The organism is Lysinibacillus sp. UBA5994 (assembly GCF_002429725.1).
Taxonomy (GTDB): Bacteria; Bacillota; Bacilli; order Bacillales_A; family Planococcaceae; genus Lysinibacillus; species Lysinibacillus capsici.
In genome coordinates this window covers 212,060-232,002 of sequence record NZ_DJAU01000012.1, presented here as the reverse complement: position 1 = coordinate 232,002, position 19,943 = coordinate 212,060, and the positions used below count along the sequence as shown (strand labels likewise).

General features: G+C 42.1%; 21 protein-coding genes. 4 read left to right on the top strand and 17 right to left on the bottom strand.

The features are described 5' to 3' along the window. The first annotated feature begins 39 nt into the window (after positions 1 to 39). The gene (locus B3D98_RS03655; protein ID WP_054548801.1) at positions 40 to 768 is read left to right on the top strand and encodes an ABC transporter ATP-binding protein; all 729 of its coding nucleotides are present in this window, start codon (positions 40 to 42) and stop codon (positions 766 to 768) included. After that, on the top strand, positions 768 to 3,242 hold the full coding sequence (locus B3D98_RS03650) for an ABC transporter permease (RefSeq protein WP_288580681.1): 2,475 nt from the start codon (positions 768 to 770) through the stop codon (positions 3,240 to 3,242). Before B3D98_RS03655 ends, B3D98_RS03650 begins: the two co-directional genes overlap by 1 nt. Before the next feature lie 124 nt (positions 3,243 to 3,366). Here the strand turns inward: B3D98_RS03650 and B3D98_RS03645 are convergent, their stop codons facing one another. The 5 genes from B3D98_RS03645 to B3D98_RS03625 form a co-directional block, all read right to left on the bottom strand. Then, entirely contained in the window at positions 3,367 to 4,098 is a 732-nt protein-coding gene (locus B3D98_RS03645; protein ID WP_288580679.1) for an alpha/beta hydrolase, read from the bottom strand. A 32-nt stretch (positions 4,099 to 4,130) separates the two neighbouring features. Further along, positions 4,131 to 4,655, bottom strand: a complete 525-nt coding sequence (locus B3D98_RS03640; protein ID WP_288580676.1) for a tubby C-terminal domain-like protein — start codon at positions 4,653 to 4,655, stop codon at positions 4,131 to 4,133. Between the two features lie 128 nt (positions 4,656 to 4,783). Continuing rightward, a complete protein-coding gene (locus tag B3D98_RS03635) occupies positions 4,784 to 5,500 on the bottom strand; it encodes a toast rack family protein (RefSeq protein ID WP_288580673.1) in 717 nt (238 codons plus the stop codon). A gap of 112 nt (positions 5,501 to 5,612) precedes the next feature. After that, the gene (locus tag B3D98_RS03630; protein ID WP_288580670.1) at positions 5,613 to 5,993 is read right to left on the bottom strand and encodes an SRPBCC domain-containing protein; all 381 of its coding nucleotides are present in this window, start codon (positions 5,991 to 5,993) and stop codon (positions 5,613 to 5,615) included. Positions 5,994 to 6,022: 29 nt separating this feature from the next. Beyond that, the gene (locus B3D98_RS03625; protein ID WP_066038507.1) at positions 6,023 to 7,231 is read right to left on the bottom strand and encodes an MFS transporter; all 1,209 of its coding nucleotides are present in this window, start codon (positions 7,229 to 7,231) and stop codon (positions 6,023 to 6,025) included. 136 nt (positions 7,232 to 7,367) lie between these two features. On the opposite strand from B3D98_RS03625, the gene B3D98_RS03620 reads away from it, so the two are divergent. After that, entirely contained in the window at positions 7,368 to 8,225 is an 858-nt protein-coding gene (locus B3D98_RS03620) for a LysR family transcriptional regulator (RefSeq protein WP_288580666.1), read from the top strand. A 109-nt stretch (positions 8,226 to 8,334) separates the two neighbouring features. Beyond that, positions 8,335 to 9,204, top strand: a complete 870-nt coding sequence (locus B3D98_RS03615) for a DMT family transporter (RefSeq protein WP_131519934.1) — start codon at positions 8,335 to 8,337, stop codon at positions 9,202 to 9,204. A gap of 34 nt (positions 9,205 to 9,238) precedes the next feature. Here the strand turns inward: B3D98_RS03615 and B3D98_RS03610 are convergent, their stop codons facing one another. The 12 genes from B3D98_RS03610 to B3D98_RS03555 form a co-directional block, all read right to left on the bottom strand. Beyond that, positions 9,239 to 10,228, bottom strand: coding sequence for a sensor histidine kinase (locus B3D98_RS03610; RefSeq protein WP_054548761.1), 990 nt, complete (start codon positions 10,226 to 10,228; stop codon positions 9,239 to 9,241). Further along, complete coding sequence (locus B3D98_RS03605; protein WP_115673717.1) at positions 10,225 to 10,896, bottom strand: response regulator transcription factor; 672 nt, start codon at positions 10,894 to 10,896, stop codon at positions 10,225 to 10,227. The genes B3D98_RS03610 and B3D98_RS03605 overlap by 4 nt, the downstream gene beginning before the upstream one ends. Before the next feature lie 2 nt (positions 10,897 to 10,898). Further along, positions 10,899 to 11,882, bottom strand: a complete 984-nt coding sequence (locus tag B3D98_RS03600; RefSeq protein WP_259949040.1) for an alpha/beta fold hydrolase — start codon at positions 11,880 to 11,882, stop codon at positions 10,899 to 10,901. Between the two features lie 126 nt (positions 11,883 to 12,008). Next, complete coding sequence (locus tag B3D98_RS03595; RefSeq protein WP_066038512.1) at positions 12,009 to 12,428, bottom strand: DUF1801 domain-containing protein; 420 nt, start codon at positions 12,426 to 12,428, stop codon at positions 12,009 to 12,011. 41 nt (positions 12,429 to 12,469) lie between these two features. After that, positions 12,470 to 14,281 carry an ABC transporter ATP-binding protein gene (locus tag B3D98_RS03590; protein WP_288580660.1) on the bottom strand — a complete coding sequence of 604 codons (1,812 nt, stop codon included), beginning with the start codon at positions 14,279 to 14,281 and terminating at the stop codon, positions 12,470 to 12,472. Further along, positions 14,278 to 16,011 (bottom strand): ABC transporter ATP-binding protein, encoded by a 1,734-nt coding sequence (locus B3D98_RS03585; protein WP_288580657.1) that lies wholly within the window; start codon positions 16,009 to 16,011, stop codon positions 14,278 to 14,280. The genes B3D98_RS03590 and B3D98_RS03585 overlap by 4 nt, the downstream gene beginning before the upstream one ends. 436 nt (positions 16,012 to 16,447) lie before the next feature. Next, entirely contained in the window at positions 16,448 to 17,134 is a 687-nt protein-coding gene (locus B3D98_RS03580) for a hypothetical protein (protein ID WP_288580655.1), read from the bottom strand. Beyond that, positions 17,131 to 17,625 (bottom strand): ECF transporter S component, encoded by a 495-nt coding sequence (locus tag B3D98_RS03575; protein WP_103117933.1) that lies wholly within the window; start codon positions 17,623 to 17,625, stop codon positions 17,131 to 17,133. Before B3D98_RS03575 ends, B3D98_RS03580 begins: the two co-directional genes overlap by 4 nt. 31 nt (positions 17,626 to 17,656) lie before the next feature. Next, entirely contained in the window at positions 17,657 to 18,049 is a 393-nt protein-coding gene (locus B3D98_RS03570; RefSeq protein WP_288580652.1) for a bifunctional adenosylcobinamide kinase/adenosylcobinamide-phosphate guanylyltransferase, read from the bottom strand. Next, positions 18,001 to 18,597 carry a histidine phosphatase family protein gene (locus tag B3D98_RS03565; protein WP_048390636.1) on the bottom strand — a complete coding sequence of 199 codons (597 nt, stop codon included), beginning with the start codon at positions 18,595 to 18,597 and terminating at the stop codon, positions 18,001 to 18,003. Before B3D98_RS03565 ends, B3D98_RS03570 begins: the two co-directional genes overlap by 49 nt. Further along, positions 18,570 to 19,346, bottom strand: coding sequence for an adenosylcobinamide-GDP ribazoletransferase (gene cobS, locus B3D98_RS03560; RefSeq protein WP_054548802.1), 777 nt, complete (start codon positions 19,344 to 19,346; stop codon positions 18,570 to 18,572). Before cobS ends, B3D98_RS03565 begins: the two co-directional genes overlap by 28 nt. A gap of 20 nt (positions 19,347 to 19,366) precedes the next feature. Beyond that, positions 19,367 to 19,942, bottom strand: a complete 576-nt coding sequence (locus B3D98_RS03555) for a bifunctional adenosylcobinamide kinase/adenosylcobinamide-phosphate guanylyltransferase (protein WP_048390634.1) — start codon at positions 19,940 to 19,942, stop codon at positions 19,367 to 19,369. Position 19,943: the final 1 nt, after the last annotated feature.

Genomic DNA, 19,943 nt, shown 5'->3' with positions numbered 1-19,943 from the left:
CCTGAAGGACGTTTAACAGAGGTGCTACGTGTTGAAGGGATGTCCAAAATTTATCAGCAAAAGCATCATACTGTGAATGCCTTGAAAAATATCCATTGCACCATTTATCAAGGAGAAATGGTGGCGATTATGGGGACAAGCGGCTCTGGTAAAAGTACTCTTCTGAATATGATCAGTGCCATTGATGAGCCAACAGATGGAGCATTATTTTTATTTGGCAAGGAAGCTCAGGCTATTTATCAAGAGCCAAAAGCATCGCAATTCCGAAAAGAAAATATCGGCTTTATCTTCCAATCCTTTCATCTGCTAAAGGATTTAACCGTCGAGGATAATATTGCACTTCCCCTTATTTTAAATGATATTCCTAGCAAGGAGATTAAGGTGCGTGTGCAGCACATGATGGAAACCTTAAACATCGCTGCTTGGGCAAAGCATCGACCACATGAGCTTTCTGGTGGACAGCAGCAACGTGTCGCCATTGCGCGAGCGATTATTGCCAATCCTCCTATTTTACTGGCAGATGAGCCAACGGGGGCTTTGGATGTTCATACAACAGATGAAATTTTAGAGCTGCTTGTTGCTCTGCAAAAAAAGAACCAGCAAACGATATTACTTGTCACACATGACCCCTATGTGGCTACCTATGCCAATCGGGTATTGTTCTTCCATGATGGGGCGATTGTGGATTCCTATCAAAACCGGCAAAATGAAGAGGATTTAGATTGTATTCTAATGAAATTCAAGGAAATAACGAGGGGGGATCGCTAATGTTTACGATGCGCAATATTGCCCTCAAGCTTTTTCGTGCCGCTTGGGCAAATGTCCTAACGAGTATTAGTATTATTACGATCTCGATTTGCCTGGTGATGACGATGACCGTCTACATTTGGAATGCGAATAGCCAGATGAAGGCAGACATCCAAGCGTTGTATGGGGAAATGGATTTAATGGTTGGTTATAATCCCGATCAGCAAAAATTGTTGACGACAAATCAAATAGAGGAGCTTTCTACTCTAGCCGGTGTCACACAAGTGTCCCGCTTATCGATAGCTCATACAATCGTTGAACATGAAAAGTACACCGCATTTTATACCGTTGGCGTCGAAAATGATGACCTTGTGAAAAGTCGCTACCATTTTGCGGTCAATCTTGGACCGAACGATGCCATTCTTTCGGAAAATGTTGCCCGTCTTTTCAACAAACGAGTTGGGGACTCCATTCATATTCAATCAAAGGATTTTATCGTGCAAGAAATTTTACCGACGATGAAAGGCACTGACAGCCCTAATATCATCCTCTTAGCGAATGACGTAGTTAAGGCATGGATGAACAACAGTCAGCCACAAACGGCAGGCATATTTGCGCTCATTAAAACTGATGAGGGGCGTGCCAAGGCAGTAGGCGCAGAAATCAAACAACTGGATGAAACATTACGTGTTGATGTTATGAGTGATTACGATGTGATTAAAAGAAATTTACAGAGCTTAATGGTTTTTATGATTGTACTATCCGTTTTTATTTTACTCATTTCAAGTGTCCTATTGCTGTCCACATTCCAGCTATTATTTTATAAAATTAAAGAGCAGCTCATGATCTTACGGGCTCTCGGGGCATCCGTGAAACAGGTTGGACGTATAGTCAAGCTCCAACTATCACTGATCATTAGCTTTGGCGTTATGCTTGGAACAACGCTGAGCCTTGTGATAATAAAAAGCTGGCTACCACAATTAATTAGCTTTTTGCATTTACCCGAAGCTAAAACAGAGCTTCCTATTGTGTTTATTCTTTTAATTGCCCTTTCCAGCTTCATCATTCTTCAAGTGATGACAAAATGGCAAGTAGCGAAAAGCTCTCGACTACTGCCATTACAAATCGCGACAGATAATGAAAATTTAGAGCTGCGTTGGACAAAATGGAAAACAATTATTGTCAGTATTGTAGGTGTGTCAGCTACCTTCTTCTTTTTACAAGCCTATTTAGCTGGGACAGGAAGCGATCAAGGTGCCTTATTTATTTTACTCGGAACACTATTTGTATGTGGAATTTTACTGTTACTAATCCCCTATCTATTTACTGCCATCCTTCATCTGGCTTTAAAGCCGATTCGAAGGGTACTTGGCAAGGAAGCCTATTTAGCATGCCAGCAGCTCATGCCACAAGTACGCAAAAATATGCCCGTGGTGCTCAGCATGATAGGATTAATGGTTATTTTAACCTTTGGAAGTTCATTAATGAAAACCTTACAACTCAATGACCTTGCCTACACAGAATCACAATACGAAACAGCCATAAAAATCAATAATGAATTAAATGATCCAACTATCACGCCTGCAATTATAGAGGAAATAGAAGCATTGCCAAGCGTACAGTACGCGTATACACAAAGTAATAATGCGTATATTGCTCTACAACTCGGCGATGAATGGCTACCAGAGAACTATACAACCATTGATATTAAGAAATTTATGCAATTAAAGAAGTTGCCTCAAATTGAGGAAGGAAATTTGCAAAATGGCCTTGTCGTGACAAAGGGCTTTGCCGAGCGTTATCATTTGGCAGTGGGTGATCGTGTAACGATGGGTACCTATGATTTTACTGCCCGGCAGGATATGCCTACTGGTGAGTTACAAATTATAGGAATTACTGATACACCTATTCACCGTGCTGATTTAATCGTTGATTGGTCATCATTCCTCACGGCACAGGATCACCCAATTATCGAAGACATTATGGTAGAAACATCCCACCCAGAGCAGACATTGGCGGAGCTGTCATTCTTGGAACAGCGCTGGCCAGCCCTGAAGTTGACAGATAAAGCGACCATATTAGCACAATCCAATGAAATGTTCTTCCAACGGTGGAGCTTATTTGTTGGCGTCTTTGTTATTTTAATAGCTGCCACGGGGCTTGGTGTCCTCCAAACATTACTGCATACCATTTATACAAAACGCAGTGACTATGCCATCCAACGATTAATTGGTCTGTCACCAAATGGGCTGATGAAACTCATACTGACACAAGTCCTATCGTTTGTCCTTTATGGTCTCACGGTCGGTACATTTCTGGGGTTCGTTTTAACGAGGATGCTAGGCTTCATTGATGATGGCTCGCCGATGTCCTATGACTTTCTAACATTGGGCCTCACAAGTCTCGCGTTCCTAGGGTCAACCCTCATTGTCTTTACCCTCCAAGGCTACTGGATGAGCAGACAAAAATTAGCGAATGAGATCTTGGAAATATAAGTAAAACAGCCCCTCTATGGATAGAGGTGGCTGTTTTTTTAGAAGCGGGGCTCTCTCTTGAATGAGCGCTTTTACCCCTCTTTGGAGTGGAGCACCCCCACTCCTTTTATAAATGAAATTCTCTCTAAATTTGAAGAAATTCTATCATTTCCTTTATGATAGCCTCTTGATCTCGTCCTAATGTCATGAGATGCTTAGAATTTCCAAAGCCTTTCTTCTGCTTTCTAGATGAATGAACGTGCTGATAGATCGTTTCAGCACTTTGCGTGTATAAGGCATCGTCTTTTTCACCATAGTAGATAGCGATAGGAATGATAATTCTATCAAGCTGCTCCATCGTTGCTTGGATAAATGTTTGGAATACGTTCATTGCATGTAATGGCATGTTCTCAAATGGCTCCATTTCCTGAGCGATTTGAAGTGGTGGCTTGCCCTCTATTGTTTTGTAATTATGGGCATAGTCAATAATCCTTTGTTTTAATTGCTCTGGCTCCTTATCAAACGGCACAGATAAGGCAATGATTTGCTCGAGCCTTTCTAATTGAGCAAGCTTCAACGCGAAAATTCCCCCGATGGATAGACCGATGACCGAAATCTTTTGATAGCCTTCATCCAATAAAAATTGATGAGCATTCACTACATCCTGCCACCAGTCGTCTACCTGATAGTGTAATAACTGTTCTGGATGAGTGCCATGTCCACGATACAGCGGCGCATAGCAAGTATAGCCTTGGTTATGTAGTGCAGTGGCTACTGTCTTCATATCTCTTGTATGACTTGTAAAGGAATGTAAAAGCAATAGGGCATGCTCATTTCCCTGTAAATAAATCTCTTTTGCTGGTAATATGTTTAGCATTTCATCAAGCCCTTTCTTCCATCTACCTTTATTTAAGCCCCAACAAACAGCACTGCCTGTCCGATGGCAATAAAAAAGGCTTCCTGCTGAATGGGGCTGCTGTCTTCAATTTGTAGTGTAATGTCAAAATGCGTCTCGCAGAAAGTCGCTTGCCAGCGTGCTATGGGCTGCTCATTCACAGTAAAAACAGACCAGTCCTCCATTTCTTTGTTGAGCTTGATCTGCTGTTCGCCATTGGTAATGACTAAATCAGGAATCATAATTTGCCAGCCATCATAGGCAATCATATAGTCTTTACCTGTTACCAAATCCTTGCCACGGAAATGCACGCGCCCGCGACGGGATACTTTTTTACACGTAAAAAGCGGCTGACCATTGCGATCGTGAACATCAAAACGAACGAAATAACGATAGTCCATCGTTTTATCGAATGCTTTTTTTAGTGCATTGGAATACACGCGTTGAACGGTGGACGATACCTCCCCCGCTTCATTTAAAATAGTAACGGCCTCTGTTGACTCGATGGCCGCTGGTTGCTTGTATGTATAGGTCTTCAATCTATTCGCTCCTTTGAAACATTGCTTTCTTAAAACTACCATAAAATAAGCGTCAAATACAAAGGATGTATTTGACGCTCCTATTATGGTTATTGCATTTATTTCAATCAAGTAGCCTACTCCATTTTCTATCGATCTAACTTAAAGGTAATTTCCCCGATGCCCAATTCCGAATTGACCTCTAGCACGACATCCGCCTTGTCGTAAGCTTCGTTGACATAGACACCATTCCCTTTTGATATAAGGCCCTCCACATTAGACGAGCCAATGCCTTTTTCTGTCGTTAATTTCACGCCAACCTTTGAAGGTAAAATAACTGTTGTTTGACCGACACCTGTTTCAATAGTCGTTGTAAAGCTCTTTTTCCAGTCGCCACCTAGGTTAACCGTTAGATCACCGACACCCGCTTCAATATCGAGCTTTTCCAGCTGAATACCCTGTAAATCAAGATTGGCAAGAGAGGCACCCGTTTCCACATTTAGATTCATGGGGATGCTGTCGTTCAGTTGAATCGCCCATGTGTTTTTAATATTGGAGAGCCCCAGCTTCGTTGAGCCCTTATGCTTGATTTCCACTTCTCCTGTATCGCCATGTAGATCATAGTCTACCTGAGGGGCTAGCTTTTTTACATTATATTCTGCGTTACCCTCAACCCATTCCTTTGCACCACTCGATACATTCATTTCGCCAACACCTAAATCAATGTCTACCTCTAATGCTTTCGCTTTATCCTTTTCCACCAAAATGGCTTCCTCTCGCATTTTATTTGGAATAAAGGAAAAGCACCCCGATAATACCAATGCTGACGTGCCTATCACGACACCTAAACCCACTAATTTTTTCACTATTATTTCCTCCCACCGTATAATCTACCAATAATTTCATTATATAGAAGGAAGGAAATTAAAATACGACCCTCCGCTCGAAATTCATCTAAGACCTAAGACGTAGAGAGGCTTACTGAAAAGGAATGTCATGTCCCTCCAGCAATGCCTTTAAATTCGCAAGAGAGGCATCATAGCCTGACGAATTAAAGCTCACCGTAGTGCCATTACCCTGTTGGGCTAGCGTAATAGCAATCAATGTTTCAGGAACTTCTAGATAGAAGGAAAATTCCTCATTTTTCTTCACTTGCTGAATCGTTAGCTCCATCGGCAGTTTTTCAGAAAGCTGGTTATGCGCATTTGGCATTAAGGTAAATGTCATCTTTTCCCCAGCTGTTAGTATAGGGATGTCCCATATGGAGCCTGGTGCGTACCATCGGGAGAGGGATTGCTCCTCTGTAATCGCCTGCCATACTTTATCTATCTTTGCCTCAATCCAAATCGAACTGGTCATTCGTCGCAACCTCCATTTCCTCTTTTCCATTATTTTACCGAACTTTCAGAAGTTAAACTACCTTGGGATGTTCTGTATAAGTGAAATGCCCCCAGTATAACCATCACAGCGATAACATCCAAAGCGAGCTGATAGTTGGAAAAAACAGTAACCAATAAACCATAAACCGTTGGTGCCAAGACAATAAAGAACTGATTAATTGTTAACGCTGCACTAACAGTTAGTCCTACTGCTTGCGAATCGGATTGCTCCGTGACACAAGTGATATATATGGAATACCAGCCAAGCGCTAAAAACCCAAATAAACTGCAAAATAAAATCATGAGGCCCTTGCTATGTATGACAAAGGGCAAAAAGCCAAGCATCAGGAATGTAGCGAGCATGACGAGCACTAATAATGGCTCTCGTTTTTGAGCGAAATAATGATCACTCATCCAAGCAAGTACAATTCTCCCAAGCATCCCACCAAATAAAATCAGACTTAAATAGCGCCCTGCCTCGGTTAATGTATACCCACCTTCATGATGTAAATAGCTCATAAAATGAGCAATGATAATCATTTGGAGGGACATCATGACCATGCCCACAAAAAATAAAGGATAGAGCGCCCGATTGTGCCGAATAGCACGCATCTTCTCTTTAAAAGGAATGAGAGGTGCCGTAGCGGTGTCATGCTGTTTTGGTTCTTTGTACAGCAATAAAAATAATAGTCCCCCACCAATCGCCATCAAGCCCTGTGCTAAATGGACAGAGGATAGATGATGATGTTGATACAAATAGGTCAGCAAAGTGGAAGCCAATGCACCTCCAATCGGAATACCTGTTTGGCGTATCCCAATAGCAAGTCCTCGATGCTTGTTAGGAAACCATTTCACAATAGCAGTACTGCCACCTGTTTGCGCACTGCCATACCATATCCCCACAACTATTAATACGAGAAGCAATGTCGTATAATGATTCACGGGTATTAGCAATAAGGCTGACAGGCCCAGTAGTATCGAGCCCCATCCAATAATCTGCTTTTCTCCCTTTTTATCCATGAGATAACCAAATAGCAGCATGGAGAAAATTGGCCCTATATTGACGGCTGAAACAATTAGCCCTGTTTGGAAGGACGTTAAGTGCCATTCCATTTGATAAAAAGAGGCAACTGGCCCCATTCCGTAGGTCACAAAGGTTGCGGCTGTTTGCGAAAGTGTAGCCACAAGCAAGATGACCCATCGATAATATGTATGCATAAAAACCCTCCATCAGGTTACTGCTTTTGCAGTCTACCTTTTCATTATCTAGAGTGTACGTGGACAGCTCGCGTACGTAAAATGGAGGAAAATGATAGCGGCTATTAAAAAATTCTATAGGTATGTGAGGAACAACATGAACATTGAAGAAATTGCCTTAAAAATGGAGCTTTTAGAGAGGCAAAACTTGAGTAAATCGGCTGAAATCACCAATTATACACAATCTGCCTTAACAGCAAAGGTGAAAAAAATGGAGCGTGAAATTGGGCAGGACATCTTTAAACGAACACCCCAAGGCTTAAAGCTGACAGAGGTAGGTCAACATTATTTACAGTTTTTAAAGAAAGTTGCCGAGCAGTATGAAGACTTTTTACATACCATCGGCCCTACACAAACGAGCATTTTGGTTGGTACATCTCATACAACCATTAAAATATATGGACCATCCATTATGAACGCACTGCAAACTAGTCGAAGTCCGATAGATGTTGATTTCACTGTGGAATCAAGTACAGCCTTAAATCACAAAGTCCATCTGGCGGAAATAGATTGTGCATTGACAAGTAATCCAATCAAGCATTATAGCGATCTACACTATGATGTACTAGCCACAGAGACGTTTGAAGTTATCTCAAGCTCCGCTCATATCATTGACTTTGATCAACGAACACCTGTCACATTGCTTGTGTTAAGTAAGGGCTGCATGTATACCCATGCATTAGCACAATGGCTCACTGACAAGCAGGTACCTTTTACGATGAAGGAAATTAAATCAGTTAGTAGTATTTTAGATTTTCTTGAAATCGAGCATACATTGGCTGTATTAAATACCAAATTACTAGCACTTTATCCTTGTCCCGACCTGCATTTTTATGATTTAGATGGGCTTCACAGTGCGATCGAAACAGTTTATATCTATAAAAAAGATGACAGTAAGCAGCCCTTCATCCTGCAATTAAAACAGGTCATTGAATCCTTGCTTGAGCAGAATTAGCTCCATAAACTTATTTTGTGCTAATATTCTAAAAACCCTATATTATTCATGCGGACTACACTATAATAGGTTTGTCATTATTAATCTTGTAAATGCTTAGGAGTACATCATGTTTTATTACATCTCGTTATTTTTTGCAGTATTTGCATTATCTACCTCAGCAATCTTTGTTAAGCTAGCTGATGCACCACCAGCGATTACAGCCTTTTATCGACTATTTTTTGCGATGCTAGTACTTCTTCCATTTTTATTGGCACAGAAGAGCTTGCGGCAGGAGCTTACAAGTCTCTCAAAAAAACAATGGGGACTCGGCATTTTATCAGGCTTATTTTTGTCCTGTCATTATGTGTTATGGTTTGAATCATTAAACTACACATCTGTGGCTAGTTCAACCGTCATTGTGACACTACAGCCACTATTCTCTTTAGTAGGCAGCTATTTTTTATTTAAAGAGCGATTTTCAAAAGGAGCGATTGTTGGCTGCTTCGTAGCGATCATCGGCTGCTTCATTATTGGCTGGCAAGATTTCCAGATTAGTGGACAAGCCCTTTATGGCGATATTCTTGCCTTTATTGCGGCAGGTATTATTACAGCCTACTTTTTTATTGGGCAATCAGTGCGCAAGGATTTATCGCTCATTCCCTATTCTATTATCGGCTATGGCAGTAGCTCGATCTTTTTAGCCGTTTATGCCCTCTTTATGAAAGAATCGTTTTTCGATTATTCAGCCTCCACCTGGTGGTCCCTTGTAGGGCTGGCTGTCATTGCAACGATTTTCGGGCAAACCATTTTTAATTGGCTATTGAAATGGTTAAGTACAACGGTGATTTCCATGAGTATTTTAGGCGAAACAATCGGCACATGTATATTAGCTTATTTTATTTTAGATGAGATGATTTCCGTTCAACAGGGGATCGGTATTGTGGTCATTTTACTAGGACTTGCCCTGTTCTTACTACAGCAACGAAAATCAGTGTAAAATAAAAAACAACGGCAAAGGCTGCCGTTGTTTTTTATTGGTGTGTAAAGTAGAAGGTCGTGCCATTTTTGTTTGATTGTAAGGAAGCTTCGATATTCAATGTTTTAGCAATATCCTGAATGATTTTAAGCCCAAGTCCGCCATGCTCATCTTCAGTCGTAAAGCCAATACCATCATCACACATGACAACTTGCCCGTCCTTAATCGTCACCTCTAGCTTGGATGCTTGGGCATGCTTTAATGTATTTTGAAAGACATTATCGAATAAACGCTGTAGCCACAATTCATTGCTAAGCCAAGCTGCTTGTAAATCATCGTGCTGAAAATGCAGCGTAATATTCTGCATGCGATATAGATACTGCCACTTCTTTATCATCATTTGTAACAATGGGACAAGTTGAACCTCCTCCTGCATGACATAGGACTGTTCACTCGTATCAAAGGACTGTAACTGAAATGCATTAGTTAAATTCGTGATATATTGAATTTGTGCATGTAAGGATTCCACCAATTTGGGCTGCCCCTGTAGCTGATCCTCTAGATAAAACAGCTGCAAACGGATAGCCGTTAACGGCGTATGAATGTCATGTCGCAACTTTTGTAGCAGCTCTTTTTGAAGCTCCTGCTGCTGGGCAAGCTCTAATTCTCGGTATGTTGTACGCTCAATTAAAAGATTGACAGATTGGCTAAGCTGTCCAATTTCATCCTCACTTTTTATCGTTAACGTGTCAGGTATTCGCTCATTACTTGCTAGTTCTCGTATTGTTTTATTAAGTAGTGTAATTTTGGATAGTAACGAATGAATCGATGTGGAAAATAGCCATGCGAGCATTCCTAACGCTAGCACAAACGCAATCAGCATCACAGGATAGGCATAGGACTCATGAAACGGAATGCCGTCATTTTTCATTTTAAAGGCCTTGTCATACAAAATTGACATGGCCACACTAATGCCTAATAGTACAACAGGCACACTCCCAATGGCTACAAATAACAAAGTACGGTATTTTGTTTTTAAGGTCATTTTTTATTATAGGTATTTAAACGATACCCTTCTCCATAAATATTTTGCACAATAATGCCTGCTGGGTCTTGTAGCTTTGTTCGAATTTTTTTAATATGGACATTCAAAATATTATGATTGCGTTCATCAAGTGGCCAGAGATAATCAAAAAAATGTTCCTTTGTTAATACTCTGTCACGATTGTCAAATAAATAAAAGAAAATTTTTCGCTCAATCGCTGTTAGGGCGATTTCATCATGGATACTATGATGAAATACTTGACGGCGTTCCCCATCGATCAATAAATGCTGAATTTGCGTAAGTGTACCATACTGTTGTGCTAGCATTTTTTGCATTCTTAGCAACAGCTCTCGCGGATCAAATGGCTTTGTCAGGTAATCCTCGCCGACCATCAACCCCTCTAGCTTACTTTCAATATCATTACGTGCCGATAGAAAAATGATTGGAATATTTAAGCCTAAACGTTTAATATTTTTGCTTAATTGATAGCCATCCTCTCCTGGCAGCATAATATCCATTATGACTAAATCCACCTGCTGAATCAGCGCCATCATATCCTTGCCATCTGTTTTCCAGATTGCCTCATAGCCCTCACGCTGCACTATTTTTTGCAGTAGATCACCAATCATGTGATCGTCTTCTATAATTAAGATTCTAAATCCTTTCATACTTATCGACCTTTCTCATCACCCGTTGTTTTCATAAATTCCATTGCCAGTTGATAGATTTCATCTGGCTGATAGAGATAAATACTATGTGTCCCACTGACCTCTTTCACCTGTGCATTAGTGAATTGCTTTGCAAAGTCAGCATAATCCTGCCGATTTTGCTTCGTATATTTCGAATGTTTGTTTTCTTCCACAATCGCATCAATCAGTAAGATAGGCGTGTCTTGCGGCTTTTTGAGCTGTTCTGATTGTAAACTATTTTCGTAGACCTGCAACAGCTCATTTTGCATATCTTCATTAAAAAATTGCTTAAAGGACAACGCCTGATAGATTTCCTTTTCCTGTGCTGTTAAAAACGACAGTTGAAGTACTTGCGGATTATAGACCTGTGTTGGCAAAAGTCGATGTAAGCCGAGTTTAGTAGCGAGGTGCATGCCTCTCACCATCCAACGATCGACCGTCCCCATTTTATGCTTTACATATTGACTAGGTAGGCCAATGTCTAGCGCGATGATGCCCTTTACTTCCTCTGGGTATTTTTGCGCCCAGTAAATGGCCTCTAGCCCTGAAATGGAATGTGGCACAAGGACATAGGGCGGTTCAAGCCCACTTTGCAGAAGTGCCTGTCGTGTTTGCGCTAAAATCGTATCGATTCCTCTATCATCATGGGCTACGTCGCTATAGCCATAGCCAGCTCGATCCACTACTGCAATTTGATGATGCTGTGAAAACTTACGATACAGCCCTTTTAGCTCATATACGGGTGCTGCGATACCTGAGCCAGCCATAAAAATATATGTATCCTCGCCAGCCCCCTCCTGATAAACATGGAGATTGTGACCATCTACATTGTTTAATGTGCCGTTAGGTTGTAAAATAGCTGACTCCTTCTGTATTAAGCTATAGTGATAAATACAAATTATCACCATTCCAAGCACAATCAATGCCCCCATATAGACAATCATTTTCTTTGCTTTCTTTTTCATACGTATCTCCTCTTTTCGTTGATACTTGCAAGGATACACGGTAAAAATAAATATCTACTAAACTTTTGGAGAAAATAGATAAATTTCATACAAAAAAGCTACCTAACTAATAGGCAGCTCTCTTGATTAAGCATCTGGATAGGTTTTTCGTAAAAAATCGATCGTTTGTTGTATAAGGGCTTTTAAGATGTCTTCATGCACATCAGCTAGCTTATTAATATAAACGCAGGCTTTTCCTGTTGTGTGTTTACCAAATTGTTGTAATAGTTGCTCTCGTTCATCCCCTGGAGCAAAATATAAGCTAATTTTCGCTTTGCGAGGGGAATAGGCAGCTAGTGGGGCATCCCCTTCATGGCCTGTTTGATATTTGTAATGATATTTACCAAAGCCTATAATACTCGGTCCCCACATTTTGGCTTCATAGCCTGTGACCTCTGTAAAAATGTCCAATAATCGATAGGCGTCTTCACGCTTTTTTGGATGGTCTACACTTTCAATAAATTCAATGACACTTACATCGGTTTCTTTGGTCTTTAATTCATACATGTCAATCCCTCGCCTTCTGGAAGATGTACCTTCATTATTCCCTATTCTACCTGCTCTAACAATAGTTTTTGTTGAAGATGACGATAGATCCCCTGCTGCTGCATCAGCTCTTGGTGATTGCCCTGCTCGACAATTTCTCCCTGCTGAATCACGAGGATTTGATCGGCATTTTCGATTGTTTTCAGACGATGGGCAATGACAAAGCTTGTGCGTCCCTGCATTAAATGCTGTAAGCCTTTTTGAATATCGACCTCTGTTTGGGTATCCACGCTAGATGTCGCTTCATCCAAAATTAAAATATCTGCATTCTCTAAAATTGCACGGGCGATCGCAATAAGCTGACGCTGCCCCTGACTTAAATTGGCTCCTCCTGCCTGCACGGGTGTTTCGTATTGGGCAGGTAAATATTTTATAAAATGATGGGCATTCGCAATTTTTGCCGCTTCCACAACCTCTTCATCTGTCGCATCTAGCTTACCAAAGCGAATATTTTCACGAATCGTTCCCGAGAACAAATAGGTGTCCTGTAAAACCACACCAACTCTTTGGCGAATCGTCGCCATCTGATAGTGCTCAATATTATGCCCATCAATTAAAATCTCACCTTGATCGACGTCATAAAAACGTGTTAATAAATTGATAATCGTTGTTTTGCCTGAGCCTGTTGGGCCAACAAGAGCAAATGTCTCTCCTGCCTTGGCATGGAAGTCAATGTTTTTTAACACAGGCTTATTTGGCTCATAGCTAAATGATACTTGCTTGAAAACAACATCCCCCTTGAGCGATGCCGTCTTGATAGCATTAGGCTTGTCGGCTACCTCTGAGGGTTCATCTAGTATCTCAAAAACACGCTCTGCCCCAGCAATAGCAGACTGGAAGGTGTTTAATAGATTAGATAGCTGATTAAGCGGACGGAAAAATTGCCGTGTATAGGTCACAAAGGCGGCAATAATCCCCACTGTAACAATACTCTTTACTGCTAAAAAGGCACCTGTTCCGATGACGACAGCAAGGCCTAAATTATTCATAAAGTTATTAATCGGACCTAGTAAGCCAGAGGTAATTTCTGCTCGTTGGGCAGAGTTTCGTAGATTTTCGTTTTGCTGATGGAACGTATCAATCGTTTGCTGCTCCTTGCCAAAAAGCGTAAGTACCTCCGCTCCTGTAATCATTTCCTCAATGTAGCCGTTGAGCTTCCCGAGATCTCGTTGTCGTGCTGCATAATTTTTACTGCTGCGTTTAATGATTTGCTTGGTTGTGAAAACGATCAGCGGAATAATAATCAATGTCACGATTGCTAATTGCCAGCTTAATGTAAACATGGCGATACTGACACCGATTACAGTTAAAATGGACGACACGATTTGCGTAACACTTTGCGCAAGTGCTGTATTTAAATTATCAATATCGTTGGTCACACGGCTCATTAAATCCCCAAGTGCACGCTGATCAAAGAAACGTAATGTCAGTGTCTGAAGTTTTTGAAATAGTTCCAGACGTAATGTCCGAATGGTTTTCATCGCCACATGAATCATGACATAGGTTTGCAGCCATGTCAGAATAGAGGCTACTGAAAAAATAACGGCCAACAGGATGCCTAAACGAATCGTTCCGTCGATATCCTTTTTCATAATGTAATCATCAATAATATGCCCAATCATATAGGGCCCCGCAAGGCTTAAAAAGGTCGAGGCAATGACAAAAAAGATAGAGAAAAACAGCCCTATTTTTTGTTGCTTGACATAATGCCATACACGTGACAATGTCTCCCTTTGATTTTTCGCCTTCTCAGCTGGTCCCCCCATACGCGGTCCACGTCCAAAATTCATTTGCTTTGGTTGACCTTGACTCATCCTTGTTCACCAGCCTTTTGCTGTGACGCATAAATTGCTTGATAATGCGCATTTGATTGTAGAAGCTGCTGATGGGTTCCTTGCCCAACAATGTCGCCATCCTCTAGTACCAAAATAACATCTGCCTGCTGAATGGAGGCAATTTTCGACGCTACGATGAAGGTCGTTGTGTCTTGATAATAGGTGGCAATAGCTCGCTGCACTTGTTGTTCTGATGCACTATCTAACGCTGACGTTGTATCATCCAACACCAAAATAGCAGGCTTTCGAATAAACGCACGACTTAATGCAAGCCGCTGCTTCTGCCCACCCGAAAGATTCGTAGCACCCTGTGATAATTCATGTGCTAAGCCCTTATCAAGTCGCTCTACAAATTCACTGGCGCAGGCCGCCTCTAATGCCTGCTGTATGTCCTCAGCTGTAGCATTATCCTTACCGAGACGAATATTTTTTTCAATCGGTCCTGAGAACAATAATGCTTTCTGTGAGGTAAATCCGATATGCTCACGTAGGGTTGCGAGTGAGTAGGATTTTAGCGGTTTTCCGTCTATGCGGATTTCGCCACCAGAGGGATCAAATAAGCGAGGTAATAGCTTCACCAGCGTCGATTTACCACTACCTGTTTTTCCAATAATGCCGACCGTTTGCCCTGGTTTCACCGAAAATGAAATCTTTTTGAGGACATCCTCAGCTGTTTCATAGTAACGATAGCTCACCTGATCAAAGTCAATGGCCCCTTTTATTGGATCGGTCAGCGCATGTTCCGCTTCCTTAACAGCAATCTCTTTGTTTAACACGTCCACAATGCGTTCTCCTGAAGGCAAGGCTCGCGCTATTTGCATCAGCACCATACTAGAGGACATCAGTCCATTTAAAATAATCGTTAAATAATTGATGAATGCAAGAATAACGCCCACTTGCAGTGTACCCGCGTCTACCTTAATGGCTCCAAGCCAAAGCGCGGCTACAATCCCTAGATTGACAACAAACATCGTAAAGGGTACAAGCACGCCGACAATTTGCTCAGCTGTAATAAAACGTTTCGTCAACGCCTCATTTAATTCTCCAAACTGTGCTACCTGCTGTGTTTCACGGCGAAAGGCTTTAACTACACGAATACCCGCCAAATTTTCCTGTAGCTTCGTATTGACGGCATCAATGGCCTCCTGAACACGACGATACAGCACGCCCGAATACTGCGTGAAAAAATACATCGCTATAACCAACAATGGTACGATAATGAGCAATATGGAAAAAAGCTCACGTGCTGTGACAAACACAATAATCACTGCGCCGATAAAGAGCAAGGGCCCACGCACAAAAATACGCAGCGTCATCATAAAGGCACGCTGAATACTTTCCACATCACTCGTTAAAATCGTAATCAGCTTCCCCGTTGTAAAAGCATCTCGCTCCTTGGCTGAGTAAGTCATCATCTTCTCATAAAGAGCCTGTCGAATATCCGAGGCAAAATGAATCGCCGCCTTCGAGCTATAATACGAGCAACCAACCCCACCAATAAGTCCGAGCACTGCACTGCCAAGCATCCACACAAACATATTCAATACGTAACGATTATCCCCATTGGCAATCCCCGTATCAATCATATGTTGCATGATGGTCGGCTGAATTAAATCCATCGTCACCTCTAGCACCATCAATAGCGGTGCAATCAGCGTGAAAAATTTATAAGGCCCCAAATACTGCCCTAATTGTTTAACTGCCTGCATACATTCGACTCCGTTCTATTTAAATCCCATTCGTTCCTTATTATAACTGAAAATCATTCCCATTTGATAAATAATTTTTCGGGTCTCGTAATATTATTGGGGTGGTTTGATTGTGGTGTAGTGTCTTCATAAGGAAAAAAAATCTAATTTCTAAGCAGATTTTGGAGGGTGGTGACTTTTTAGAGCGAAGTTCCACTTCTTATGAGCGGCTTTCATTTACTTTGGAGCGGGTTTGCCCTGCTGAAGAGCGACTTCCTCACACTACAGAGCGGGCCTATTCCTTTACAAGCAACAGCCAGCTACTTTAGATTCAGCGTCATCCTGTCAATAAGTAAGGAAATACCCAGAGCAAGAATCATATCGAAGTAAAATAACACTTGCTCTGGGTTATCTAGCCCTGTCCCAAGATGCGATCATTTGCTCAAAACAAGCCCCATCACTTTTCAGAAATGCGGAGTTTCTCAAAATTTCGCAGGAAAATTTTTTGTGCCTGTGACTCATTGTCTGGAGCAATGCCTAGCAAAATGACTGTACAGGGGCCTGCTGATTTTGCACCATCAAGGGCGCATTCCACATGTCGCTCCCCAAACAGACGGGCAAATTCTCCTTGCAGCCCCCTTGATCCGACTGGCCATACTTGCTGAACAATTTCTGACTGCCATGCCTTGAAAACAGGCAGCAACTGCGCCACATCTTCAGGCTGTGCCAACACCTCTTCACCCTCAAGCGGCAGGCCATAGGTGTACCAGCTAAGCTGATCGTGGTCAAATGCTCGACGCTGCTGCTGAATTTCTCCAAGCATTGTAACAGCTAAGCCTGACTGCAATGTGGGCATATTGGATTCCGTACTCCCCGTAATGGCTGGGCATGTAAGACCTGCCTCTGTAAACACTTGCTGTATACCTTTTTCATAGCGAGACCATGCGGCATCTCCAGAAAAATTCGCAAGTAGAACTTGAATAGGTAGTGCCTGTGCAGCAAGCTGTTCTAAAAACGTTACACGGGCTGTCATGTAGGCTGTCAATTGGTCTGGTGCCGACACAACATCTTGCGGTTTTTGTCCAATGGCTGCGGCATTATCCATGGTCGCAATGAACGCCCCTACTTTCATCGCATTTCTCACTGTGCACGACCTTCCTTACGCACAAAAACCTTTGATAGGACGGGCATTACTACCGCAACAATGATTAAATTGATCACCGTTGCCATTAGAATACTACCTAAAGCACCCCAGAAAAATGCTGGACTAATAATAAAATAAAATGGTAGTGGCGCAACAATACCATTTAATACTAAGGCAACTGGCCATTTCCAAAAGTGCATGCCTTTTTTATGCATCATTCCGAAGACCCATACGACAATCAACATTTCTACCGCAATAATAATATGTAAAGGTCCTAGGGGGAATCCAGATGTTAATGCTGTAATAAAATGGCCGATTAATCCAGCAACCCCTGCTAAGATGGGGGATAGAAAGACAACACCTAAAAAGGCAGGAGCCGAATCCAGTGCAGCCGTTGAAATAAACGCTGGTACCTTAATCATTGCTCCTACTGCACAGATGGCCGCTACCATCGCCGTCAAAATCAATTTTCTTAATTTTTGTCGTTCCATTTCATTCCCTCTTTTCTGTTGAATGTCTACTTTACTTCAATGGCTCAGCTATTCCATACCAAATCCGTACAACTTGCTCCGCTTCCTTGAACAAAGCTTGGTATAGACGACCACAGGTATCGCGTAGCTGTCGGGCTTGTTTTTCCATTGGCACAACCCCACGCCCCATATCCGTCACAATAAGTACGAGTGTGCAATGCTGCTCAAGCTCTTGTAAGGTTGCTAGCACCTTTTGTACGATTTGTTCATCTTCCTCCAAGTTTTGTGTCACAAGCCATTTTTCTAAGTTCTTTAGGACAAGGACATCACAGGCGGGCGCTACCTCAGGTAGTTCGCCAGCAATCATAACCATCTGTTGCGGTTCATACAAGCGCCTCACATAGTCGGTTTTGCCGTTATAGGCACCTCCGATAAAGACATGCATCGTGCTCCCTCCTCCCAAGCCTTTCTTGTAAATGTTAAAACAAATTGTTTATCATGTGGCACTTGATAGGACCAAAAGGGCTGTTCTGTTGGCGCAAAGGCAACAAGTAAGGCACGAATAACCCCACCATGAACCACTAAATAATAGCTATCCTCATTTTTCGGTAAATAATGAAATCCATCTACAACACGTTTCATAAAATCATCGAATGCCTCACCTTGTGGAGGGGGTGTACGGATTGGATCATCTATCCATGCCCGATAGTGAGCATCCATTTTTAGCTCCTCATAGGTTTTCCCTTCGAATGCACCAAAGTTCGTCTCTCGAAGGGATGCCTCTGCCTGGTAGCTAGCATTGGGAAAATAATGAGCAGCCGTTTGTCGACAGCGCTGTAGATCACTGCCATATACCTTTTTAACCAATGCATCCACAACAGCAAGCTTGGCTGTATCTGCTAATGGTGCGTCCGTCCACCCAAGGTAACGCTTTTCAAGATTCTCTTTTGTAGGCGCATGCCGAATTAAGCACACAGTAACAATGTCACCCATAGCACAACCTCCATCCCTTCAATGGAGGCACCCAGTAAATCGCCAGATACTCCACCAAAATTACGCAACGTAAATTGTCGAAAAATAAAAAGTGCAATGGCTAAAACGACGACTAGGACAACAGGAAGAAGTAAGAACTGCGTGCTGATAAAAACAACCGTCATCGCCAATACGAGCGATAACAGCATGATCACTTTTAATCGATTAGCATTCATATGAGACTTAAAAAAATAAGCAAGACCTTTTTCCTTTGAGCAATGGAGTGACATAAAATAAAAGCTCATGCCCACCCTTGTTAGAAATGGAATGAATATCACCATCCACAAGTCGAACTTCTGCTGCACTAAAAGCTCATGTAGAATAACAAATTTCCCCATTAATAAAAACACCACAGCCAATACTCCGAACGCTCCCACACGGGGGTCATCTAAAATCTCCAATCGTTTTTCTCGATCTCGATAGGAAAAATAGGCATCGCCCATATCAATAAAGCCGTCTAAGTGCAAACCACCTGTCCATAAAGCAAATAGCCCTATCACAGTGAAAGCTAGCATCACTTCACTGCTGGCTGTCCACTGCATAAGACTATAAAGCACAGCTGCCACCGTTGTTCCCATTAAAGCACCTATCCACGGTAAGCAAGCAAACATGCCTGTGATGGTGGACCTTGTTAGCGGAAGCTCTTTATGTACTGGCAATACCGTAAAAAATTGAAATGCCAGTAGGAGGCTATGCCAAAAATTTTTCATCCTCTTGCCTTCCTTCTTGATTATTTCCATCTCTTTACAATGCCATAGTTCATTTCATAGGCCTCCTGTGCCATAGAAACCAACCATTGATGGAACTGTCCGAGCGTTCGTCGGTATAATTCTACTTCATCACTAGCATAAGGAGGTTCATCAAACAGTTCATTGGATACCACAAAAAAAGTCAAATCCTTCTTCAGTAGTGATTGGATCGCCTGCTTGACGGCCTGTAGCTTCTTAGCTAAACAACCAGGCTGTTGTAAACAGGGTGTCCCCTTGTCATAGCCTTCGTAAAAAGCATTGGTCAGCCAAGTTGTCACGCAATCCCACAGCACCACATCTCCATCCTGAAGTGTCTCAAATACTTCAGAAATTGCATAGGGAGCCTCCACCGTCAGCCATTGTACAGGCTGTGCCTGGCGATCTGCCTGATGCCGTAAGATTCTTTTTTCCATTTCATGATCTAAGGCAATACCCGAAGCCAAATAGAGCAAGCGTTTCGCTGTACATGCCTGTGCCTCATAATGCTGAAGCGCTGCTTGCTCGGCAAAATGGGATTTACCACTACGTACACCACCTGTAATAAAAATAAGCGCCATG